Below are 22936 nucleotides of genomic sequence, written 5' to 3' on the forward strand. Positions count from 1 at the left end.
CTTGAACGAGTCAGTAGAAAGTTATTTGTGTTCATCCGGCAGCATATCTTCGGCTAATATTGCGTAGGTTTGATGATCCTGCCAATGGCCGTTTATTTTGAGATACTGGCGGGCGATACCTTCAGGTTTAAATCCGCTCTTCTCCAGCACCCTCCGAGAAGCCTCATTATGCAATAAGACGGCTGCCTGAACCCTATGAAGACCTAAGGCTCGAAAAGCGTAGCCTAGAACTAATCCGACTGCAGCGGTCATGTAACCTTTTGCCTGCATCCGATGATCCATTAGATAGCCTAAATCAGCATACTGTGCTACACCTCTTGAGACATTAGACAGCGTGATTTGACCTATTAATTGTCCATCAAGCAGATAGACACCGAACATATAGGCTCTGTCCTCCAGAGCATCCTCCAGACGCTGATTAATGATCCGTTGTTGACTCTCCAAAGTGTAGAATTGCTCATCGCGTTGTGGTTCAAATGGTTCATGCGTTACCCGATTATTCAAACGCAGCTCCAGTAAGTCCTCTGTATCCTTTAGCTCTAGTGGAGAAATATAGATGCCATGTGAGGTATGATATAAAGTAAGGGTCATTTCAGGTCTCTCCTTTGTCTTCCTTCGATGGTTTTTGACGTAAACGGCGAAAGAATGAGGTTAGTAGGTCTGCACAATCTTCTTGTAAAATCCCCTGAATCACTTCGGTGCGATGGTTAAAACGCGGTTCTTCTAACAGATTCATGAGGGTCCCAGCACATCCAGCCTTAGGATCAGGCGTGCCATACACAGTGAGTGGTACTCTTGATTGTACAATCGCTCCTGCACACATCGGACAAGGCTCTAAAGTAACATACAGCTGGCAATCCAATAGACGCCACGAGTTCATGACATTGCTGGCCTCACGAATGGCAACCATTTCTGCATGCGCTGTAGAATCCATTGTAGTTTCTCTTAAATTGTATCCGCGTCCGATAATTTCACCATGCCGTACGATCACTGCCCCAATGGGAACCTCCCCTAATGCTTCAGCTTTGCGGGCTTCTGCTATCGCCTGCCTCATCCAATGTTCATGAACCGCTCGCATATCATCTAGCGATTCACCTGCTTTAATATTCAAGATCATCTTCCCTTCCTTTATATCCATTGTACAACGAACAAATATTCGTTCTTAACAAAATGTGCATAACTCTGTGGATAACCGCCTACTTATGCACATTTTTGTACACATCGTTTTATAATAAAATGTTTATATGTGCATAAGTTGTGGATGGTTTCTTAGACGCTTCCCATTCTTATTAGGACGCCGAAGGCATTTATATTTGTATATTGTAGAGAAAGACCTTTTAAATTTCAATATTTCTTGAATTGTAACGCTTCATTGAAATGTCTTTTCAAATGTGAGGGCAAAAGGTATGATGTTTATTGTAGGCCCCGCAAGGATTTACCAGTGGATAAGAGGTGAACAAACAGTTTGTCCATAAAGACAAAACTATCTGCTATTATTTTTGGGGCGGTGTTGCTAATTTTAGCACTGAACCTGACATTTAACCTTTATGCCGCCCAAAACAATCTACGGAATGAAAGCATTAATAATATGCAACTAACCGCTATGCAAATGGCCGTTTCTGTAGAACAAAGTAACTATAGCTCTAACTATGTAGAATATCAAATTGCGCATAATTTAAGGATGGCGGCTATCTTTGCCTCCGAGGAGCTGGATCCCGATTATAAGAATATCACGAATGAAGAACTTAAGGTCCTAACTTCCAAGGTGGGCGTGTCTAATATTTCAATTCTGGTAAAGACTGATAACGATATTGTAATAGCAAGGTCTTCGGTGCCTGGTGATATTGGGGTGTCCACAAAGGACTGGGGGTACTGGCACCTGGCCTTTTTGGAGTTGTTCGATAATCAGGAGGTATCCGTGGGTCAGGGGCAGGCCTTGGACCATTTTTGGTCAGGCCCATTTGATTATTCAACCTATAATCTCGATTTCATTGAGAAGTGGGGATATTATCATGATGAAGCAAGTAACTACATCATAAACCCTGTTATCCTCAATAATGCAGCCAGCGACTATGTCAAAATTACCAATCCTGATCAAATTGCAGCGCTGACCAAAGAAGCTAATCCAGGGATCTTAGAACTCACAGGATTTAACCCAGTGACATTTGGTTCGGCGAGTATGAAGGCTGACGGAAGTGACGCATTGAATAAGAATCTTGGTAACCGCCCCATTAAGTATGGTACTTATACTTATGGTAATCTGGAGCGGGATAGAGCGGCGATTCTATTAGCTCAAGAGAAGCAGAAGCCGGTTACACTTGAGATGAAGGTACATGGGGAAAGAGTGCTCAAAAGCTATATTCCTATCGAATCTCCTGGACTGAAGGCTTATGTGATTGGAGTCGTATTGGATTACTCCGTAATTTCATCAGTGGTTCATGAACAATTAATTAATAATCTGACAACATCTCTGTTATTACTTACATTATTCTTGTTATGCAGTTACATACTGTCTGGATTTGTTACTCGTCCGATTCAGGCGATACTTGCCAAAGTGAACGATGTGGCCAAAGGGAAATTCGAGCCTCCACTCAAGGTAACTAGCCGGGATGAGTTAGGGCAATTGGCACTACGAATCAACGCTATGACAGCTCATCTCATGCAGCGCACCAATCGGCTCAAACAGACACTGGAAGAGAACCGAGCAGTTAAGGAACATTTGGAATCCGTCATTAATGGGACCTCTGATGCGATACATACAATTGATATGGACGGCCGAATTACTAGTACGAACAGAGCCTTCGAAGAACTGTATGGATGGAGTGCCAAAGAGGTGCTAGGGAATAAGCCTTACCTTGTGCCTGCGACAGCGCTTAAGCAGGAGGAAGAGCGGCTTGATGCGTTAAAGAGTGGTGCGGCTCTACCACCAATTGAAACCGTAAGACTTAAACGGGATGGAACAATTGTTGAAGTTAGTGTTAGTACCTCAGTGATTCGTGATGAAGACGGGTATCCACATTCCTTTATTCACGTCTCACGTGATATGACGGAACGTAACCGTATGGAAGAACTGCTTAGACGCTCTGAGAAACTGACTACAGTAGGCCAATTAGCCGCTGGAGTTGCACATGAGATCAGAAATCCACTTACAACGCTAAAAGGATTTCTGCAGCTTCAACAAGAAAAGCAGATTTTGGTCCCCCTCCATATTGAACTAATGTTATCTGAGCTCGAGCGGATTAATCTGATCGTAAGTGAATTTTTGATTTTGGCCAAGCCTCAAGCTGTTCATTTTCAGGAAAAAGATGTACGGGATATCCTTGGGGATGTGGTTTCTCTTTTAGACAGTCAAGCTCATTTGTTTGGGATTCAGTTTAGTACTACGTTCTCTGAATACCCATCTACCGTACATTGTGAAGTGAACCAGCTCAAGCAGGTGTTTATTAACATCGTCAAAAATGCTATTGAAGCCATGCCTGATGGTGGTGTGATTTCAATGGAGTTAAGAAATACCCTGGATTCTGTTTTCATTCTTATTTCAGATCAAGGCGAAGGAATTCCTAAGGATATGCTGCCTAAACTGGGTGAGCCCTTCTTCACCAATAAGGAATCGGGAACAGGCTTAGGGCTAATGATTAGTCAACGTATTATTCAGGCTCATAAGGGTCATTTGGAAATACAAAGTGAAGTGGGTCAAGGGACAACTGTTATGATCAAGCTGCCTGCAGCTGGTACGGATACCTCTTGGCTTAATATTAAGGATGAACGGAGTGAAGGACAACGTGAGAATTAATAAATTCATCAGTGAGACAGGATACTGTTCACGCCGTGAAGCAGATAAGCTGGTGGAAGGTGGTAGAGTTACGATCAACGGACAACCTGCTGTGCTTGGCAGTCAGGCTGTTCCAGGCGATGATGTAAGAATAGATGGTGTTGCGCTTGAAACATCAAGCCAGACGGTTTACATTGCGTTAAACAAGCCAGTGGGCATCACTTCAACTACAGAACAGCATATTAAGGGTAATATTGTTGATTTTGTAGGTCATCATGAGCGAATCTTCCCGATTGGGCGGCTCGATAAGGATTCAGAAGGCTTAATTCTTCTTACCAACGATGGGGATATCGTTAATAAGATTTTGCGGGCTGAAGGTCGGCATGAAAAAGAGTATGTTGTTACTGTAGACAGACCGATCACGCCATCATTTATTACCGGTATGTCCAGTGGCGTAAAGATATTGGGTGAAAAGACGCTACCTTGTGAGGTTACTCGTATTACAGAGCGTGTATTCCGTATTATTTTGACGGAGGGTAAGAATCGGCAGATCCGCCGTATGTGTAGCGCTTTTGGCTACGAGGTTAGAAAGCTGCAACGCATTCGGATTATGAATATTCGTCTAGGGGCATTACAAACAGGAGAATGGCGTGAGTTGTCTGCTGAAGAGAAGCAAGAACTTGGGGCTACATTGAACTACCAACTTCTATAGCTTAAAAGATCCTAGATTTGAATAAGATTTTGTCAAAAAAGAGCTGCTCCATCGGTCTAAGACCTTGGGGCAGCTCTTTATGCTTTGTGTTAAGGCAACCATTATTCATCAGTAGGAGCTATACCTGAGAACTCTTTGGTTTCTTGATATTTACGAATAATGGATACTTCAACCCGGCGGTTCTTACTTCTTCCAACAGCTGTAGTATTTTCAGAAATCGGGTGGTATTCTCCGTATCCAATCGCACTGAATTTCCGTGGATTCAGGTTCGTATTTGTTAGCAAGATCTTCATGAACTGAAGGGCGCGATCGGCGCTCAGGTCCCAGTTGGAAGAATAGTCGCTATTAGAGATAGGGATATTATCAGTATGCCCTTGCACGACAACATCATAATCCGGGAATTGCTGCAGCATAGTTGAGATGGACTTTGCTAATTGCCGAGAATCATCTTTAACTACAGCCTGTCCGGAAGCGAACAACGCGTTATCGCTTATCGTAATCATAAGCTGAGACTGATTGAGCTTAGTACTGAGAAGATCGGTTAGACCGTTCTTGCTGATATATTGATCAAACTGCTTTTTAAGCTTCTCTAAATCCTCTTGTTCCTTTTGCCGCAGCTTAGCCATTTCTGTTTGTTCGGTTTTCTTGGCTACTGATTTATCCATTTGATCATTTTTTCCTAAATCCTCTTGAGTCTTAGATGGCATTGCCGCCCGCTCTTCAAGAATACCTGTACCGCCATTAAGAGCGGAACTGAAGGCTTGACTCATCTCTTCGAATTTTTTGGCATCCGTTGCACTCATAGAATACATTACGATGAACAAGGCTACCAGAAGGGTCATAAGATCAGAATAAGGCAGTAGCCACGATTCATCGGCGTGTTCTTCATGCTCTTCGTGTCGTCTAGTCTTTTTGCTCACCCGATCCACTCTCCTTCTCAGCATTTAACTTAGCTCGTTCCGAAGGTGTTAGGAAGACAGCAAGCTTCTGATTGATGGCAATAGTGGATACACCGGATTGTATGGACAAAAGACCTTCGACCATCATCATTCGAACTTCAATTTCACGTTTGGAAAGTCGTTTTAGCTTATTGGCAATAGGATGCCATAATACGTAACCTGTAAAGATACCGAGTAGTGTTGCGATGAAGGCAGCCCCGATTGCTGCAGCCAATTTATTCATATCACTCATATCAGCCAGAGCGGCGATAAGTCCGATAACGGCCCCGAGTACGCCAAGTGTAGGAGCATACATACCTGCTTGTGAGAAAATGAGTGCGCCTGCTTTATGTCTATCCTCTGTGGCGTGGATGTCCTCCATGAGAACATCGCGGACAAAATCCTGATCATTTCCATCAATAATCATCCGCATGCCATTTCTGAGGAAGTTATCTTCTATTTCATCGACTTTCGACTCAAGAGCCAGCAGACCTTCACGCCGTGTAATAGAAGCCCACTCCATGAACATAGTAATTAATTCGGGTTTACTGATTAATTTCTTTTTGACAAAAATCATTTTAAACAGACTTGGAATCTTCTTGACCTCTGAGAACGGAAAGGCCATAAAGATGGAAGCTGCCGTACCCACTAAGATAATAACGTAAGCAGCAGGTGTGGCTAAAGCGTGAAGAGGAGCGTGCTTGAGGATCATACCCCAAATAACTGCAACTAGACCAAAAATTAAACCAAGTATTGTTGAAATTTCCATTATGCACCTCGTCCATGAGATTATAAGATGTGTTCCGACAAAGCCGCGTATATCATCCTTGAAACAGCGGCAAGGCACTCTGTGCGAAACCGAATAACGTATATTCTTATTTATCGACATCATTCCGTTTTTTGTGAAGTCATTTTTTCGGCTATAATGGATAAGGTAAGTAATTATTCATCTGTGGAGAAAACGGAGTGATACATGTGGGTGTAAAGCATGGTAGAGATTACGGTGAAATCCTAACGGATTTGACTGAGGCTGTCGGCAGAATTTCCGATGGGTACTTATTTTTTGAAATGGATCCGGAAGAGTGGCAAGAATTGCCGCAGGAATCCAAGATGGAGGTATGGGAGGCACTGGCTGAGGATCTTTTCTTCGCGCTGGGTAATGAACCTATGATTGAGGTGGGGAGCGGCGTTATCATCTATGATAAGGACACGCACCGCATTAATATTTTAGTCGGAGAAGAGGATTTAGCCTCTGTTGTTTTGATTTAAGAAGAGGGGGCGACGGGGCGTAATTTGCCCGTAGTTAGTAGCCCGTGTTAAAATTGGTGTAGCCGAGTTATAATCGCTGGGATTCTTGAATACATTTAATCGAAAATATTGCCTTTATCCTGGCACATCCCTTGGACCTCAGAAGCTAAGGGATGTTTTGTTTAACGAATAAGACGAGTAATGGGACCTGCGGATTTTACTGCAATTTTTAGTAAGGGAGGAAATGAATTGTTATTTACGGAAGAAGAACTGCGTGAGCAGATCAGCAAGCTGGAAGGTTGGAAGCTGGAAGAGAATACCATGGTGCGAAAATATATGTTCAGTCAATATATGAAGGGTATTGCTTTCGTTGATGAAGTAGCCACCATTTCAGAAGCCTTTGATCACCATCCACATATTACAATTGATTATAAGACAGTGACTTTACGGCTGAAATCAAATGAGGAAGACGGTATTACAGCTCTAGATATTCGAGAGGCACATGAATTTAATGAAGCCTTTGAGAAAAATCGTTAGTGTCACCCAAACTCATAAATAAACGCCCGTGCGCAGATAGTGAACTATCTTCAGGCACGGGCGTTTTTAGTTGCTTTGGTAGTTACTTTTTCTCTGCGAGCCAGAGGGCGACGTTTGCAATCTCCTCAGGGGCTAGCTTTTCTTTAAAGGAAGGCATTTGACCGCGTCCTTTAGTTACAATACTGTAGATTGCTTCAGCATCATGTTGACCGCCTTCATTTTGAAGACTGGGTCCAACTCCACCTTGAAGCTGATCGCCGTGACAGGTAATACAGCTGGCTTTCACGGTTGCTTCCGCCTTTGCCGCATCCAATTGGACTTCCGGCATCGTCGGCTTATTCTGTTCAGCTACCTCTTCTTTACCTGGAAGTGTAAACATAAGTACTACCGCAAAGGCACAGGCGGCAAAAAACAAACCGCTCATGATCCATTTCTGCATCCCAGTTCGTCCCTTCTATGTAAGCTGCTCCCTACATTATAGCTCAAGGTGAAGCGTTATCATAGGGTTTGTGACAAAAAAATGAACGACAATGCCATCAAATCATTGAAAAATATGGAATTTAATATTATTTGTCATAGACCATGCAATAAAAAGGTTTGTTTCCTGTGGGGGTTAGGCGCTCATACGTATCGGTAATCGTAAATCCACACTTTTGGTAAGTTCGGATCGCCCGCTGGTTCCAGGTCAATACCTCTAGATCAATCTCACGCTCAGGATAACGAATTAAGGCTGCTTGCACGATTGCATCCATGAATGTTTTGCCTAGACCTTGGCCGCATAGATCAGGGCGCATGCCAATCCCCAAGCGAACAACACCTTCCATTGGAAACAATTGCGCGAATCCACACAAAATCCCTTGCCCATTTAATATGGAGACATATTGCTCATTACGTAGCTGAGGGTCACCGAACTCGATTCCAAGAGCCTGCATTTGCTCCCATGGCATCCAGCCGTAAATATTATAAGGGGCAGTGTAATCCCAGTTGCAAATCTCTTCCGCGTGACTGGTCTCCATAGGCGCTACATGAAAAGTAACAGAGGAATTTATCATAAGGTTAAGGACCTCCTTTCACGGGGGTTACTTTAAAATATAAGAAAGTATACTAATTATATACAAAAATAGGCTTGGTCGACTCAGAAATTTATGAAATTATTGTTTTACAAATTCTGAGAGGGGTAAATACTAAATAAGACAAAAAACAAGCTCTTCCCCAAGAATCAACATCTTGGAAAAGAGCCTATGTACGATTTACTTATTGAACATCATCATTATCTTCTGTCTCAGAAGCAACAGAATGATAAGCATCCGTGCTCATAATGCGTTTAGCACCGATGTAGCGTTTCACGTAGTAGCTATCACTCAGGGAGCTAATCGTTACACCGCGTGAGGAAGATGCGTGTGCAAACTTGCCTTCACCGACATAAATACCGACATGGGAGACACCCTTGCCACTTGTATTGAAGAATACAAGATCTCCAGATCTTAAATCATCTTGGGAGATAGCAGTACCCATTTGAAACTGGGAACCTGATTGGTGTGGTAGGTTAATACCAATTTTATCAAATACATACATTGTAAATCCGGAGCAATCAAATCCATTTGTGGAGATGCCGCCGGATACGTACTTAGTTCCGATGGTCTTGTCGATCACTTTATCCATTTTGGAATCCGCGAAAGCGCTTCCTGCTCCAATGGTGAAAATAATGGAAAAGCTAAGTACTGCTGCTGCTAGCTTCTTCTTCAAAAGTTTATACCCCTTCCGGATGCCTACGAGGTTAGCTTAAGGGTTCGGTTGAAGGTCCCCTATGACCCCTCTAAAAATGGAGGTCAATTCACCCAAAGTTGGTTCCCCCGTTTTCCTAATAGTCAGGAAACTCGGCTGATACTGTTGATTAGGAATAGCTTGTAATCAATACATGACAAAACCTTTGTAAATAACAACTTAATGATTACAAAAATGTTACTAAAATCTTACTGCAGTTATTGTAACAAACAGAGTGCCGCTTGGCAATCGTTTTTAACATAATCATGCAGAAAAATTCGTTTTTTTAAAGAAAAAATGCATATGTAAGCGATAATATTAAACTAATTTTTATATTTATTGAAATTTTTATCAAATAAAAGTGTTTAAAGTCTGTTCTAGAGGTGTAAAGAATATAATGAGGCAAAAGAAAACCTGGATTCGATTAAGTCAATAATCAAACCCAGGTCCTATATAATGTAATTGTGTGGTTTAGTTGTGGCGAAGTATTAATCGTAGGCTACAGCTTGATATGAGGAAGTACTCATTACTCTTTTAGCACCAACGTAGCGATTGGCCCAGTAGGACTGGCTAAGTGAAGTGATGGTTACGCCATATGAAGATGATGATTGTGCGAATTTTCCGTTTCCAACATAAATGCCGACATGGGATACGCCGTTGCCCAATGTGTTAAAGAAAACTAGGTCACCTGAACGCAACTTGCTTTTGGCTACAGGAGTTCCAACATTATATTGAGCTTTTGAAGTACGGGGCAAAGAAAGACCCACCTTCTTGAATACATACGTAGTAAATCCAGAACAGTCAAACCCGGCAGTGCTAGTGCCTCCGGTTTTATAGGCAACTCCAATTGTCTTTGAAATAACACTGTCCATCTTAGAATCTGCAAAGGCACTTCCTCCACCAATAGAGAACGCCATCACAAGTCCTAGCGCCGCAGCGACGCATGCTTTTCTTAAATTCTTCAAAAAAATTGTACCCCTTCCAATGCCTGTGAGGTTAGCTTAAGGATTCGGTAGAAGTTTCCCTATGATCCCTGCAAAGCGAGATCAATTCACCCAAAATATGGTTCCCCCACTTCCTGGTGCCAGGAATTCGGCGTTTTATGCACCAGATAGTGACTTATCGACAAAACTACGATAAATACATGAAGTTATGTAGAAATCGTTTCAAATGATTACAAACTTGTTACCAATGGAACAGGACTTATTGTAACAAAGTCTTTATGATTTTGCAAATCGACATAATTTTCTATAACGCGAAAGAGTCCCGGCTCCAGATTAAGGAACCGGGACTCTTATATTATGTGCTGTAAGACCTTGAATTATTGTGGGAATGCTTTACTGTGCCATAGATGATATTGTGCTGAGATTCCCCACATTTTGAAGAGTGTAGAAGGCAGGGGTGAGATTTGACGGATAATCAGCGCCGGTAGGCCAGGGCAGAAGAGACCCGTTAGTCCGCATATTAGCAAAAGGACCAGACCTGCTGCACCAAGTAGGATTGAAATGCCTATTGCTGGAATCAGCGACTTCAAGCAAATGAATAGGGAGGAGAACATCCCCGTGCCGCTGGTATAACCAAACTGCATATATAGAAGGAACAGGCGTACGATAAAGATGTATATAAGCCATGCCAATACGTATGGAATTAGATGAAGTAACAAAGAGTAGTTCAGAAAGGAGGACAAGAATAGCCCGTACATTTTTGGAGCGAGCCAGTATAACGGAAGTAGTGCGAGCACCCATTCGATTAGACTGAAGATAAACACAGGAAATCCATAGAGCTTCATACCGGGAAAAAAGAACAGGCCACGCTCTCCTTTTCGCTCCTGATGGAGTTCATGCAGTAATCCTGACCTTATGAAGGGGGAGAGCAGAAGTCGAAAGACAACAAGTCCTAGGAACATCCATAACCAAGTACGTATCGCAGGATCTGTGTTCAAGCTGAACTGTCCTTCGACATAATAGAGTAGTCTGCCCATTCCGCTGCCTCCAGCGTCTTTATCTGGATAGCGCAGCAGAATAGGAACGATAGCAGACCGGATGAAGCCGTACATAAAGTAGCCCCAGAGCAGTCGGTAGATGAAGAGCAGAATCAGAATATAAAATTGCTCCTTCATGCTTTGCCAGCCGCGGGTTATCGATGTTCTCACAATCATTCACCTCACCAGACAAGAGTTCCGAGCACGGTTTCAACTAGTTTAGTTACACTTAATGTCCAGCGGGAGAGTGTTTTGGGCTCTATTTCCGCCAGTCTGAAGTTGTTCAGATGTTTGCTTTCTAAAAGAACGGTATGCTCAGGATCAACCTCAGCAGAGAGGAGAAGCTTATCGCTTAACAATTGGAATGTAGTCTCTGCCCCTTCACCGCTCCAGACCCGCTCTGTCGCAGAGCCATCGTCGAATGTGAATTTAATGGGAACGTCAACATAATGGCTCCCTTTGTTTGTAATCTTTACTATGGATTCATAGCTCTGAGCATCGCTGTTGCCATTCTTTTTAATCGTAATCGTATCTACTGAGAAATCAGGAGCACCACCACCATAAATATAATCTTCGAAATAAGGCTGCCATGATTTTTTGGTTATCTTCTCAACGACTTTTTGAAAATCAGATGTAGTGGGGTGCTGGAAACGGAATTTACGTGCGTAAGTGGACATGATGCTGTTCATTGCTTTAGTGCCTACTTGGCGTTCAATATCCTTGAGTACTAGCTTTCCGCGAATATACACATTCCGGCTATAGGATTCTGCCCCGGCGTATTTCCATGTCTCTAAATTTAGCGGCTCTGATTTGGTCACCAGGCTGGACTGAAGAGGGAGATTCGTTTTGATGCCATATTCTTGCTCCATGAGTCTGTCTTCAGCATAAGAAGTAAAGCTTTCGTCTAACCAAGCCTCCTCGAATTCATTGCTGGCAACCATACCGTAGAAGTATTGATGGCCAATCTCATGAACGACGGTTCTTTCAAGTGAGGTGTCAGGAGAAGAGTCTGTCGCTCCAAACGCTGTAACGAGTGTTGGATACTCCATTCCTCCAGCTCCATTGCCCTCCTTAGGCGGAACGACAATAGATAGCGTCGAGTAGGGATAAGGACCATACCATTTGCTGAAGTAGGTCAGAGCAGCCTTAGCGGCCTGAAGGTATCGTTCCTTTAAGTCTTTGTGTAATGGATCGAGATACACCTTAATCCGTACACCAGGCACTTCTGGCGTAGAGAAGGCTTCTTCGGCTACTGTAAAATCAGGGGATGCCGCCCACGCAAAGTCATGGACATCGTCAGCGTAGAACTGATATATTTTTTGATCTTGCTTTAGCTTGGCACTCTTCACAGGAAATCCGGTCGCAGCTACCGTGTAGTCGGAAGGAACCGCAATCGTTACATTAAAGATGCCAAAATCGCTGTAAAACTCAGAGGTGCCGTGATACTGATGCAAATCCCAGCCTTCCTCCTTAACCCCACGTGTGCCCATAGGCTCGTATACACTAAGTTTAGGGAACCATTGCCCAGCCATCACGAAATTGCCTGATGCGCCCATACGGGCAAATATTTTGGGGAGCTGGACCTCGTACCGGAGTTTAAGCGTGACACTTTCTCCACCATTAACCGGCTTTGGGAGATGTACCTTTAGGAGTGTCTTATCGTTGACGTTACCATCATCGGGCTGTACAAATTGCACTCTTTGCATTAGAGAAGTTCCTTCTGTTGTGCGCAAATCGGTTAAAGTCATATTTCCGAAGCCGTTCTCTGGCATGGTGTCACTTCGGAGCGTTCCTCCGGACTCCTTCATAAAGGTAGTATCTGGTGAAGAAAAAGCATTAGGATACATATGAAAATATAGATCACTTACCGGTTTTACACCGGGGTGTGTCCAGGTTACCGTCTCAGAAGCAATTAAGGTTTCTGTATCAGGAACAAGCTGAACATCGATGTGATACTCGACAACTCGTTGACTTAATGCCTCTTCTGCTGGAACGGGGGCGCTATCAGGCAGTGTCTGCTGTGGTGCAGCTGCAGGAGCTGTGCCGCTTGAGGACTTGGCCTCTTTTGAAACAAAGCTAGTAACAGAAGATGTAGAGTTATCCCCCGAATTGACCCATATGCCTCCTAAAAGCACGAGGGTGGCCAGGGTCGCAAAGATGATGATGTACCTTAATGACAGTGACTTCATAGTGTGATTCCTCCCGTGACAAGCATCTACGGGATGTATATGTTTGCAATCGCCGCATTATTAGCTAAAATTAAATTATTCGTAAGAGGAAGGGTGTGCACTCGTGGACAACATACAACCGGAGGGCAAGAAACAGATTGCCTTAAATATTGTGAATGCCAAAAGTAAACATAAAGGCTTTGGAGCAGGCTCTATAGAGCTCAATAACGTATCACCTGTCATTATTGATGGCGGTGAAGCAGTCATTGATATTGGTGCCATGCATGCCAAGAGTAAGGTTGAAAAGGGAATTAAATTCTCCATGAACCGTGAAGATGTACCTAATGGTAGACAGGTTTGGGTGGTATGGGTAGCCGTGGATCGTACACAGGATAGTCAATTTTATGGTGGAATAACGGCCTGCGAAATGTGGATCGATACGGAAGCGCGTCGCGGTTGGAAAATTCTCGCCGAGCATGTCAATAAGTTGGATGCTGCTCTAAAACGCAAAATCGATGTGGGAGGACTTGGCGCAGTTGAAAAAAACGCCCTAAAATCCCTCTTGATCTCTCATAATGAGACATGGTGGACTGCGTCCTCTGATGAGCTTAAGGCTGCACTGACTGAGTAGGAACGAATTACCCGGTCAAGGTTACCTGATACAGAAAAAAGGCTTCGACATCCTGAAATAGGAGAGTCGAAGCTTTTTTGAATTGAACACAATGAATTAGTTTACGATTTGCCTGCCGTACTAAGTTTGCGTTTGAGTTGACTTACTCTGGCTTGACTGATCCCAAGAATTTCAGCAAGCTCTTTCTGATTGGCATATGGATGTTCTTCTATGGCCCGCTCCAGGCGTTGGCACATATCCTCTGTCTTCGTCTTCCGGATCGTGCTGCTGTGCTCTGACACTTCGCTTGCAAAATCTTGGCGTGTCTCAGGCACTTGAGACATGCGTTCAGGGTCGGCAATTTCTTTTAGACAGCTACTGCAAATAAATTGCTCTTTATAGTAGGTGACATGGTCGTGGCTTCTGCAAAACGTACATTCTGTCGAGGTGTACTTCCTGAGTATGATGGTGTTATCGTTTAGTATAAAAAATTCGATAGGATCACCAATGTCGATATTACGAGTCATACGGATTTCTGCGGGAACCACAATTCTCCCAAGACTGTCTAAACTCCGGATCATGCCTGTATCCTTCATCCCATGTCCCTCATTTACATCTTTATATTTTGGTTGCTACTAACTATTATAGCAGTAATTGTGAGTTAAGAGAATGGGGTGAATATAATTAATGAAGCGGTTACATCCTTTGCGGGAGAAGTGAAAATCGAGTTTGGCCATCCTATGGATTCTACAATAAATAAGTAATAAAAAAAGAAAAACCTCTTCAATGAATGAAGAGGTTAATTCAACCACCAGCGTTTAATATTGTTCCACAGGGAACGACTTTCTTCAGCAGGATCTACTTTGCTTTGTACATCATCTTCAGCAGGCCCTTTGCCGTGTTGATCACAGTATTCGGTGGGCTCAGTTCCGCTAATGAAAGTCTCCAGTTCTTTTTCGGGACAGGCTGCTGTAGCTAGCTTACCGGACTGCGGATTGATGTATACACTGACTACGCCATCTGGAATGGGAAAAATCTTAGGCGGGATATTTTCCAACGCTTTTTCAGTAAACTCCGCAAAAATTGGAGCTGCCCGTCGACCGTCGGTAGTTGTGATATCGCGCCCCTTATCATATCCAACCCAAACTGCAGTGGATAGCTCGGGGGTGAAGCCTACCATCCAGCCGTCTGTATCCGTAGTTCCAGTCTTGCCGGCTACCGGACGTTTGATTATAGAAGCAACGCGATTTCCTGTCCCCCCTGTCTCAAATACCCCCTCCATTAAACGGGTCAATACATAGGCGGCAGAAGGCTCTACAATGGCTTCACCCTTTGGCTGTGGTGCTTCATACAGCACCATTCCATTAGAATCCGTTATTTTTAGAATGGCTGTGGTTGGCATTTTTTGACCACTGTTTCCAATAACAGCGAATGCCGCAGCCATTTCTAGCGGACTGATCGGTGAGGTACCGAGTGCCAGTGACGGCACGCTTTGAAGCGGACTGTCAATGCCCATCTTGGCTGCCATCTCGCTCACCTTATCCGCGCCGATCTTCATGATCGTATTCACAGCATAGATATTGTCGGATGCTGCAATGGCTTGTCGCATATTGATTTCGCCCAGATACTTATCCCCGAAGTTCCGAGGCTGGTAGGTTTTGCGATTGTTATCATAATGGAACATCGTTGGCTGGCTTTTGAAAACGGAAAGACCAGTCATCTCTTTAGAAGAGAGTGCTGCTAAATACATGATCGGCTTAAAGGATGAGCCAGGCTGACGTGTGGTGGCTAGAGCATGATTGTATTGGTTGGTACGATAATTTTTCCCGCCGACCATAGCTTTAATGTAACCAGTGCGAGGATCAATGGAAACAAGAGCAGTCTCCAGATCACTCTTTTGATCCATCTCTTTGTCGACTGCTTGTTCTGCGGCATGCTGCATGTCAGGGTCAAGGGTAGTGTACACATTTAGCCCCCCTTGTTCCAACTCATCACTGCTGATGTGAAGAGATTCTGTGGCCAGATTGCGGATATAATCTCTGAAATAAGGTGCAACCACAGTGGTATCCTTCTGGCCTTGTGGTTTTAAGTTCAAGTTCTCCTGAACAGCCTTTCCTGCTTCTTCTTGTGTGATTTCTCCTAAATTGGTCATGACAGTCAAAATAATTTTTTGGCGTTTTTTAGCGTTGTCTAAATGATTGTAAGGCGAATAATTGGTTGGTCCTTTTGGGATTCCAGCTAGCATGGTACTCTCAGCCAAGTCTAAATCCGCTGCAGATTTACCAAAATACATTTGAGAGGCTGCTTCAATGCCATAGGCACCATGACCATAGTAGATGTTATTTAAATACATGTTCAAGATTTCATCTTTGCTGTATTTCATCTCGAGCTGCATCGTATACAAGGCTTCTTTAGCTTTGCGCGTCCATGTCTTCTCGTGGGATAGATAAAGATTTCTCGCGAGCTGCTGAGTTAGCGTGCTAGCCCCTTGCGTTCGGTTTCCCTCTTCCAGATTGACGAGCACGGCCCGAGCCATTCCCTTCATATCAAATCCGGAATGCTCGTAAAACTTACGGTCCTCGACGGCTAATGTGGCTTCAATGAGCAGGGGAGAAATTTGACTTAATTTGACCGGTTCACGGCTACGCCCGTCTGAGGTAAAGGTGGCAAGAATATTGCCCCTGGAGTCGAGTAGCTTGGAGCGCACATCGTCACCAATGGGGGGGAGATCTTTTTGATATAGGTAACCGAGCAGAGCTCCCGTAGTCAGTAGAAACAATATAATCATGGCTACCAGCAGCCGGAATAAACGGCGGAAGCGGCTTTTTCGTTTGGGTGGACTCGTTGATTCACGTGACATGGTACCAGACTCCCTTCTCTTTGTATTATGGGAAAGGAACTGGAAGGATATTCATTGTATAACTAGGTGATCTGTTAAAGAGGAGATTTAAATAGGAGATGACAAACTGTTTCCATTTTGTGACTATTCAATGGTGGATCATGCGTGCTTCAGGAGGTATAAAAGAGTAGAGATTGAAAGCAAGGGTATATATACATTAGGAGGTGTCACTATGAACTGGACGAGAAAGATTCACAGAACGACAATAACCGCCCTTTCGGCGACGCTAATAATGGTTTCAGGGTGGGGTGCATCAGCTTCTTCTGTACATGCTGCGGCATCGGCCACGCCTGCGGCCTGCGGCACTGGAGATCATGGGCTACTACAGTCTCTGCAAAACAAGCACTCAGGAGACGTATCCACACCGCTTACCTTTTCTGATGTTCAGTTTTTGAATGGAGATATCGGACGGGCAGCAGGCAATGGATTTATGATTGGCACTTCTAATGGAGGCTGCAATTTTCAAGAAATTTATGAAGGCCAATGGAGCTTTAAACAGATTGATTTTCCCGATAACGTGCATGGTTTTGCCCTTGCTTCTGTAGAAGACGGTCAAGCCCGATATTTAATCAGCACCTCTAATGGCGGCTCAGAATGGAAAAGACTTTCGAATAAACCAGTTAGCTTTGAAAGAATCGATTTTATCGACAGTAGGATTGGTTTCGGGTATAACAGGGCATCAACGTATTACACCAAGGACGGGGGACTTAGCTGGAGTAAGATTTCAACCCCATCTAATACACGCGGTGCTTATTTCAGTGATCGTAATACCGGCTGGGCCGTTGTAACAATGCCGGCAACCGGCTACCGGGTAATGAAGACCACAGATGGTGGGAAAACTTGGAGTCAATCTTTAAAGGTAGCCTTTACCGATCCAGAGTATGGGCAAATCACTGCAAAGGGAGATCAAGTTGATGTGGTTCTTTTTGGCGGCTCAGGAATGAGTCAAACCTCATATTCCCTATATACAAGTACGAATAAGGGGAAAAGCTGGAATAGAGTGATCGCACAGGAAACTGCTGGCGGGGGGCCTGCTCCGGGTAGTGGAAAAGCTGTAGTGAATAAAGGGCCTGCGGCTGGCAGACCGGGAAATATGGAGCTGATAGGGAACAATACAACCTTCTTGGTGGGTTATTCCGACGCAGCAGAGAAAGTAGCGGTAGGACGCACATATAACGGTGGCAAGCAGTGGGCTAATCTTCCGGCGATTGCTGGGTATGAAGGGGTAATCTCGTTCACTAGTAATAAAGAAGGCTGGCTAGCCGTTCGCGAACGCGATTATTCATCATTATATGTAACTAAAGATGGCGGCGCTTCTTGGCAACTTAGATTTTCGTTGAAAATTTTGTCCTTGTAATCCGTGTTTAGTAAAAGTAGTGAGCATAGCTTTTAGTTTTCTAAACGGTTCCTAAGGGAGCCGTTTTTTTGTGATTATGAAGTTGGTTGCACTTGTGTACAGTTTTACTACATGTTCCAAGTGTGCTTTTATCCATTGATATGGTAAAATTTTATGAGCTAAGCTAGAACTAATGGATTCTGAGATTGAAATGCTTCTTTGGACTGGATATAGTGTACAATGGGAAAGCGAATAGGCCTTTGAATGAATATAAAAATGTTTAAGTTTTACGACAGGCGTTTTTCTTATGCAGAATGCAGAGGCTTGCAGAATGGAGGAACGTGTGATGCCCGAACTACAGTCTAACAAATATGATGTCTCTATTACGCTCGTGAGCCTTCAAGATGGTCAGCGGAATGTTATGAAAGCGAATGGAGAGGTAGTATCCAAAGGACCGCATCTATATATTCAATATGAAGAGTTAGAGCAAGGCCCTCGAGGAGAGGAAATTTCTGTTCGTACAACCATAAAGATTGCAGGCAATCAGCTAAAACTAATCCGCCACGGTGGGATACAGTCGGAACAGAGCTTTCAATCCGGACGGCGTTTGCCGGGATTCTATCGTTCGCCATATACACAGTTTAATCTTTCAACAGAAACGAACAAGCTGGACGTGGTGCGCGAAGGGCGCTCCCTAAAGGTTTCATGGGAATATGATTTGTACGTATACGAGGAATTGTCAGGAAAGTTTGCTATTAGTTTGCATATACAGGAGGAACCGAAATTATGACACAGAGAAAGAATCCGTTGGAGCTAGTGAATGAACGGGTAAAAGAAGCCATTGCCGATGCAATTGTGAATGCAGGAATTGTTGCACCGGAAGAGGTTCCGGATATCGTACTGGAAGTACCAAGAGATAAGGCACACGGTGATTTGGCTACGAACGCTGCTATGCAGCTGACCAAAATCGCAAAACGTAACCCGCGCCAGATTGCCGAGGCAATTATAGAACATTTGGATACTAGCAGCGCTTCTATTGAAAAAGCTGAGATTGCCGGACCAGGCTTTATTAACTTTACGTTGTCCAAGAATTATTTGTACCCAATTATCAGCCTTGTTGCCGAGCAGGGGGATGATTATGGCCGTATTAACATCGGTCAAGGTCAGAAGGTTGAAATGGAATTCGTCAGCGCCAATCCAACGGGCAGCCTTCATTTAGGACATGCACGTGGTGCTGCTGTCGGCGATGCGCTTTGCAACGTACTCGATTATGCAGGCTATCAGGTGACACGGGAATATTATATTAATGATGCCGGTAACCAAGTGGTCAACCTGTGCAAATCCATTGAAACTCGTTACCTGCAGGAGCTGGGTCAAGAAGCAGAAATGCCTGAAGACGGTTACCATGGCGAGGACATTAAGGGATTTGCTAAAGAGCTTGTGGCTGAAAAGGGTGATACACTACTCGAAATGAGCCCAAGTGACCGCGCAGCTTTTTTCCGGACTTATGGACTGAATAAAGAGCTCGATAAAATTAAACGTGATCTAGGACTATTCCGCGTAAACTTCGATATCTGGTTCAGTGAGACTTCGCTGTACGAGAACGGAGAAGTGTTGCGCTCACTGGACGAGCTTCGTGATCGTGGAGAAGTTTATGAGCAGGATGGGGCAACCTGGCTGCAAACGACTAAGTATGGCGATGATAAAGACCGCGTTCTGATTAAGAACGATGGCACATACACCTACCTTACACCGGACATTGCTTATCACAGCGATAAGTATGGCCGCGGTTACGATAAAATGATTAACATTTGGGGTGCGGATCATCATGGCTATATTCCGCGGATGAAAGCGGCGATGTCAGCACTTGGCAATGATCCTGAGAAGCTAGTGGTTCTGATTGCTCAGATGGTCAGCCTGTTCCAGAATGGTGAAAAGGTTAAAATGTCGAAACGTACCGGCAAAGCGGTCACGATGGAAGATTTGATGGAGGAAGTAGGAATCGATGCGATTCGTTATTTCTTCACCATGCGTAGCATGGATTCCCATCTCGATTTCGATATGGACTTGGCGATCTCTACTTCTAATGAGAACCCTGTATTCTACGTTCAATATGCGCATGCGCGTATCTGCAGCATCTTCCGTCAGGCAGAGGAGCAAGGGATCTCCATTCCTGATTACGCTGAGATTGACTTCTCCAAGCTGACAGCAGTGCATGAATATGATCTGCTGCGCAAAATTGGTGAGCTACCAGCAGAAATTGCTGTTGCCGCTGAAGGTTATGCTCCACATCGCCTCATCCGTTATGTATATGAGCTGGCTGCGATGTTCCACAGTTATTACAAAGCTGAACGTGTAATCACTGAGGATGCCGCTCAAACCGTGGCACGTCTCGCACTGCTTGGTGCTGCGCGTACCACGATTGCTAATGTCCTGCGTCTTGTCGGTGTTTCTGCACCGGACCGCATGTAATTCAACATCAAACGACAAAAAATCCGCCTTCCGGTTCCCCGGGGGCGGATTTTACTTTGTGCCGTTCTTCGCACCGGCACAAGCTGCGCTCACGTCAGAGTGACCCACCCGGTGCCCGGGCAGGTTCTATACGTTCGCGGAGACCGATCGCTTGGCCCTCACTCCTGCTTTCAGCAGGCGTAGGGCATCGGCAGCGCCGCCGCCAAGAGATGCGCGTCGCTGCCCCTTGCGCAGCCGCACCGGGGACGCGGTGCGGCGCAAGAGCAGCTTCAGCTCCCTTGGGGAGAGCCCCGGTCGCACCGCGAGCAGCAGTGCAGCGGCTCCCGTGACATGCGAGGTCGCCATGGAGGTGCCGCTCATCTCTTTATAGCCCTCCTTCAGCCAGCAGGAGGACACACCTTCGCCGGGGCCGTATACATCGATATAAGAACCGCGGTTGCTGAAGCTGGCAACACGATGTCTTTTATCGATGGCGCCCACGGCAATCGTCTCAGGATAACGTGCCGGATAGTCCCCGCCACGTTTGCCGTCATTCCCGGAGGAGGCAATGATAGCGATTCCGGCTCGGTACGCTTTAATCACCACATTGTGAAGCGCTTTGCTTCGAGTTTTCATTCCGAAACTCATATTGATGATATCAATTTTGTTCTGTACGCACCAATCGATACCCAGTACAATGTCCGACACATAGGCGGATCCGCTATGATCAAAGGCCTTTACTGGATATAGCAGCGCTCGCGGAGCCACTCCCATCATACCTCGTGTTCCTCCTGCCGCAGCTAGGGTGCCGGCGATGTGAGTCCCGTGTCCATTATCATCCAGCGGTAACATTCCGCGGTGTAGTAGATTTACCCCAGCGGCTAAGGAATGCTTCAGATCAGGATGGCGGTAATCAGCGCCTGTGTCGATTACGCCGATTTTGACGTGGACTCCGGTTGACTTGGACCATGCCTGAGGAGCATGAATGGCTTTCACCCCCCAAGGGAGTGTTGCGGTTCCGCTCTTTTCGTTAGCTATAGAATGGATTTGTATTTGTAGATCCTCTTCGACATTTAGGAGATCTGCAAAGCGGTTCATTAGTTTTCTGGCTCCGGCAGCAGGCACAAAAAAGGCCCGAATCAACGGAGATACCTGCACTTGCCGCAGCTCAGGCTGCTTCGCTTTCAGCGCCTTCCATTGTGTAAATGCTCCGGCATACTGGCGGGGATCATTGAAGGTAAGAATACGCCGCTCACCATTGTTGGGGGCAACCGATATTTCTTCAAGAAGCATGTTCCAAAAATTGTAATAGTCCATAGGTTTCGCTGTCCCCTCCTCGGTGCCCTGCTGCCATATTGTATGAGTGGAAGAGGGGGTCCGAATGGGAACTTGCCCTTTTTTAACGAAATGGGCTGCCCATCGTGTCAAAAGACGGCGCTTTACATAAAATAGACAGAAGAGATTAACACTCTCTTTGTAACATCACGTAAGGAGCCGATCCTTGGCGTGGATACAGTCATGAGCGGAGGGTTTCCTCCGCCTTTTTTTAATTAAAAGGAATTATAAGTTTCACACGGGTACATATGTTTTAGGTTTAATCTTCTTCAAGATGGAGACAGGTTTCTGCTAAGGATAACAGCCTGAGGGCTCTTTCTGTTCGCTGTTACCGCTTTTGACTTGCAATTTGTTGTCAAATAGGTTTTACTTAGTTTTGTTAATGGATATTATTGAAATAAACCGTAATGTGAACAATGCGTGAGAGGAAGTGTCCTTTAGTGAGTACGCCACTCAATTTAAAGCTAGACCCTGAGAAAGTTAAAGAAATGCCGATGGTGGATTTGGCCTTTCTAGTGCTTAAGGCAGCCAATACACCGTATTATTACCGTGATCTGATGGTCGAGGTAGCCAAGTTGCGCGGTATGACCGATCAACAAAGCCAAGATACTATTGCCCAGTTATATACCGAGATTAACATTGATGGGCGTTTTGCCTGTGTCGGAACCAACCTTTGGGGATTGAAACGCTGGTATCCTCTAGAGCGCTCTGATGATCCGGTTGGTAACACCAAACGCGTGCGTATTATCAACGATGAAGACGATGATTTGGAAGATGACGACTTTGCTGAAGAAGAAGAAAACTACGCTGCTGAAGAAGAGGATTTCGACGCTATCGATGAAGATCGCGACGACCTCTATTCCGACGACGACAGCGAAGAAGAAGTCGACGAAGATGTCGTGATCGATGAAGATGACATAGACGAAGATGACTCAGATGAAGACGATGCAGAAGATGACTCAGATGAAGATGCCGAAGCTGACAAGTAAGATAAATAATTTCAAAGCGTCTTGCTGATGGTATAATTCCTCCCTTGACAGTGGGGGAACGTCAGAGTAAACTATTGCATGGGCTTATCATGTAAGTTAATAAACGCGTTTTTTAAAATAAAAAGTGCCCCGGTTCTACGGGTGTCACTTTTTTGTTTTTTTAGATGCAAAGTAGCTGTAGTTTTATGTAATTTGC

22 protein-coding genes and 2 riboswitches are annotated in these 22936 nt (G+C 44.7%); of the genes, 9 read left to right on the top strand and 13 right to left on the bottom strand.

The window, feature by feature from the left end; translation table 11 throughout:
* Positions 1–21 precede the first annotated feature (21 nt).
* Positions 22–591 carry a GNAT family N-acetyltransferase gene (locus tag MHB64_RS00490; protein WP_094873274.1) on the bottom strand — a complete coding sequence of 190 codons (570 nt, stop codon included), beginning with the start codon at positions 589–591 and terminating at the stop codon, positions 22–24.
* Position 592: 1 nt separating this feature from the next.
* Positions 593–1078 (bottom strand): tRNA adenosine(34) deaminase TadA, encoded by a 486-nt coding sequence (gene tadA, locus MHB64_RS00495; protein WP_256989982.1) that lies wholly within the window; start codon positions 1076–1078, stop codon positions 593–595.
* A 387-nt stretch (positions 1079–1465) separates the two neighbouring features.
* Here tadA and MHB64_RS00500 point away from each other — a divergent pair, with 387 nt between their 5' ends.
* Positions 1466–3793, top strand: a complete 2328-nt coding sequence (locus MHB64_RS00500; protein WP_094873271.1) for a sensor histidine kinase — start codon at positions 1466–1468, stop codon at positions 3791–3793.
* Positions 3783–4484: a 23S rRNA pseudouridine(2604) synthase RluF gene (rluF, locus tag MHB64_RS00505; protein WP_094873285.1), complete on the top strand. Its 702-nt coding sequence runs from the start codon at positions 3783–3785 to the stop codon at positions 4482–4484. Before MHB64_RS00500 ends, rluF begins: the two co-directional genes overlap by 11 nt.
* 101 nt (positions 4485–4585) lie before the next feature.
* Here rluF and motB read toward each other — a convergent pair whose 3' ends face one another.
* Together motB and motA are read right to left on the bottom strand one after the other, a co-directional pair.
* Positions 4586–5404 carry a flagellar motor protein MotB gene (motB, locus tag MHB64_RS00510; protein ID WP_094873270.1) on the bottom strand — a complete coding sequence of 273 codons (819 nt, stop codon included), beginning with the start codon at positions 5402–5404 and terminating at the stop codon, positions 4586–4588.
* Positions 5388–6191 carry a flagellar motor stator protein MotA gene (gene motA / locus MHB64_RS00515; protein ID WP_094873268.1) on the bottom strand — a complete coding sequence of 268 codons (804 nt, stop codon included), beginning with the start codon at positions 6189–6191 and terminating at the stop codon, positions 5388–5390. Before motA ends, motB begins: the two co-directional genes overlap by 17 nt.
* Positions 6192–6397: 206 nt before the next feature.
* Between motA and MHB64_RS00520 the strand changes: the two genes are divergently transcribed.
* Complete coding sequence (locus MHB64_RS00520; protein ID WP_042131745.1) at positions 6398–6691, top strand: hypothetical protein; 294 nt, start codon at positions 6398–6400, stop codon at positions 6689–6691.
* Between the two features lie 228 nt (positions 6692–6919).
* Entirely contained in the window at positions 6920–7207 is a 288-nt protein-coding gene (locus MHB64_RS00525; protein ID WP_042123209.1) for a 4a-hydroxytetrahydrobiopterin dehydratase, read from the top strand.
* 82 nt (positions 7208–7289) lie between these two features.
* Here MHB64_RS00525 and MHB64_RS00530 read toward each other — a convergent pair whose 3' ends face one another.
* From MHB64_RS00530 to MHB64_RS00555, 6 genes are all read right to left on the bottom strand, one after another.
* The gene (locus MHB64_RS00530; protein ID WP_094873267.1) at positions 7290–7646 is read right to left on the bottom strand and encodes a c-type cytochrome; all 357 of its coding nucleotides are present in this window, start codon (positions 7644–7646) and stop codon (positions 7290–7292) included.
* A 127-nt stretch (positions 7647–7773) separates the two neighbouring features.
* A complete protein-coding gene (locus tag MHB64_RS00535; protein WP_094873265.1) occupies positions 7774–8259 on the bottom strand; it encodes a GNAT family N-acetyltransferase in 486 nt (161 codons plus the stop codon).
* A 202-nt stretch (positions 8260–8461) separates the two neighbouring features.
* Positions 8462–8953: a C40 family peptidase gene (locus tag MHB64_RS00540; RefSeq protein ID WP_094873263.1), complete on the bottom strand. Its 492-nt coding sequence runs from the start codon at positions 8951–8953 to the stop codon at positions 8462–8464.
* Positions 8954–8958: 5 nt separating this feature from the next.
* Positions 8959–9100: riboswitch (cyclic di-AMP (ydaO/yuaA leader) on the bottom strand.
* A gap of 359 nt (positions 9101–9459) precedes the next feature.
* The gene (locus tag MHB64_RS00545) at positions 9460–9888 is read right to left on the bottom strand and encodes a C40 family peptidase (RefSeq protein ID WP_042131746.1); all 429 of its coding nucleotides are present in this window, start codon (positions 9886–9888) and stop codon (positions 9460–9462) included.
* A 53-nt stretch (positions 9889–9941) separates the two neighbouring features.
* Positions 9942–10079, bottom strand: a riboswitch (cyclic di-AMP (ydaO/yuaA leader).
* Between the two features lie 213 nt (positions 10080–10292).
* Entirely contained in the window at positions 10293–11123 is an 831-nt protein-coding gene (locus MHB64_RS00550; RefSeq protein ID WP_143812435.1) for a hypothetical protein, read from the bottom strand.
* A gap of 11 nt (positions 11124–11134) precedes the next feature.
* A complete protein-coding gene (locus tag MHB64_RS00555; RefSeq protein WP_341133478.1) occupies positions 11135–13141 on the bottom strand; it encodes a M1 family metallopeptidase in 2007 nt (668 codons plus the stop codon).
* A 103-nt stretch (positions 13142–13244) separates the two neighbouring features.
* Between MHB64_RS00555 and MHB64_RS00560 the strand changes: the two genes are divergently transcribed.
* Positions 13245–13751 (top strand): YwhD family protein, encoded by a 507-nt coding sequence (locus tag MHB64_RS00560; RefSeq protein WP_094873258.1) that lies wholly within the window; start codon positions 13245–13247, stop codon positions 13749–13751.
* 101 nt (positions 13752–13852) lie between these two features.
* Here MHB64_RS00560 and MHB64_RS00565 read toward each other — a convergent pair whose 3' ends face one another.
* Positions 13853–14326, bottom strand: coding sequence for an AbrB/MazE/SpoVT family DNA-binding domain-containing protein (locus MHB64_RS00565; protein WP_094873257.1), 474 nt, complete (start codon positions 14324–14326; stop codon positions 13853–13855).
* Positions 14327–14529: 203 nt separating this feature from the next.
* Positions 14530–16590, bottom strand: a complete 2061-nt coding sequence (locus tag MHB64_RS00570) for a transglycosylase domain-containing protein (protein WP_341133479.1) — start codon at positions 16588–16590, stop codon at positions 14530–14532.
* 211 nt (positions 16591–16801) lie between these two features.
* Between MHB64_RS00570 and MHB64_RS00575 the strand changes: the two genes are divergently transcribed.
* The 3 genes from MHB64_RS00575 to argS all read left to right on the top strand — a co-directional run bounded on the left by MHB64_RS00575 (position 16802) and on the right by argS (position 20437).
* A complete protein-coding gene (locus MHB64_RS00575) occupies positions 16802–17986 on the top strand; it encodes a WD40/YVTN/BNR-like repeat-containing protein (protein WP_341133480.1) in 1185 nt (394 codons plus the stop codon).
* Positions 17987–18311: 325 nt separating this feature from the next.
* Complete coding sequence (locus MHB64_RS00580; protein ID WP_094873252.1) at positions 18312–18755, top strand: DUF1934 domain-containing protein; 444 nt, start codon at positions 18312–18314, stop codon at positions 18753–18755.
* Complete coding sequence (gene argS, locus MHB64_RS00585) at positions 18752–20437, top strand: arginine--tRNA ligase (protein ID WP_076121339.1); 1686 nt, start codon at positions 18752–18754, stop codon at positions 20435–20437. Before MHB64_RS00580 ends, argS begins: the two co-directional genes overlap by 4 nt.
* Positions 20438–20563: 126 nt before the next feature.
* On the opposite strand, the gene MHB64_RS00590 is transcribed toward argS, so the two are convergent.
* Positions 20564–21733: a S8 family peptidase gene (locus tag MHB64_RS00590; protein ID WP_341136035.1), complete on the bottom strand. Its 1170-nt coding sequence runs from the start codon at positions 21731–21733 to the stop codon at positions 20564–20566.
* Positions 21734–22191: 458 nt separating this feature from the next.
* On the opposite strand from MHB64_RS00590, the gene rpoE reads away from it, so the two are divergent.
* Positions 22192–22740 (top strand): DNA-directed RNA polymerase subunit delta, encoded by a 549-nt coding sequence (rpoE, locus tag MHB64_RS00595; RefSeq protein WP_094873249.1) that lies wholly within the window; start codon positions 22192–22194, stop codon positions 22738–22740.
* Positions 22741–22936: the final 196 nt, after the last annotated feature.

Source organism: Paenibacillus sp. FSL K6-2859 (assembly GCF_038008265.1).
GTDB classification, from domain to species: Bacteria; Bacillota; Bacilli; order Paenibacillales; family Paenibacillaceae; genus Paenibacillus_AQ; species Paenibacillus_AQ nitricinens.

Coding starts and splice junctions, on each gene's coding strand:
- MHB64_RS00545 (WP_042131746.1), bottom strand. CDS start 9,888: ATGGCGTTCTCTATTGGTGGAGGAAGTGCCTTTGCAGATTCTAAGATG.
- motA (WP_094873268.1), bottom strand. CDS start 6,191: ATGGAAATTTCAACAATACTTGGTTTAATTTTTGGTCTAGTTGCAGTT.
- MHB64_RS00580 (WP_094873252.1), top strand. CDS start 18,312: ATGCCCGAACTACAGTCTAACAAATATGATGTCTCTATTACGCTCGTG.
- MHB64_RS00535 (WP_094873265.1), bottom strand. CDS start 8,259: ATGATAAATTCCTCTGTTACTTTTCATGTAGCGCCTATGGAGACCAGT.
- MHB64_RS00590 (WP_341136035.1), bottom strand. CDS start 21,733: ATGGACTATTACAATTTTTGGAACATGCTTCTTGAAGAAATATCGGTT.
- argS (WP_076121339.1), top strand. CDS start 18,752: ATGACACAGAGAAAGAATCCGTTGGAGCTAGTGAATGAACGGGTAAAA.
- MHB64_RS00575 (WP_341133480.1), top strand. CDS start 16,802: ATGAACTGGACGAGAAAGATTCACAGAACGACAATAACCGCCCTTTCG.
- MHB64_RS00490 (WP_094873274.1), bottom strand. CDS start 591: ATGACCCTTACTTTATATCATACCTCACATGGCATCTATATTTCTCCA.
- MHB64_RS00530 (WP_094873267.1), bottom strand. CDS start 7,646: ATGCAGAAATGGATCATGAGCGGTTTGTTTTTTGCCGCCTGTGCCTTT.
- MHB64_RS00565 (WP_094873257.1), bottom strand. CDS start 14,326: ATGAAGGATACAGGCATGATCCGGAGTTTAGACAGTCTTGGGAGAATT.
- MHB64_RS00555 (WP_341133478.1), bottom strand. CDS start 13,141: ATGAAGTCACTGTCATTAAGGTACATCATCATCTTTGCGACCCTGGCC.
- MHB64_RS00570 (WP_341133479.1), bottom strand. CDS start 16,590: ATGTCACGTGAATCAACGAGTCCACCCAAACGAAAAAGCCGCTTCCGC.
- tadA (WP_256989982.1), bottom strand. CDS start 1,078: ATGCGAGCGGTTCATGAACATTGGATGAGGCAGGCGATAGCAGAAGCC.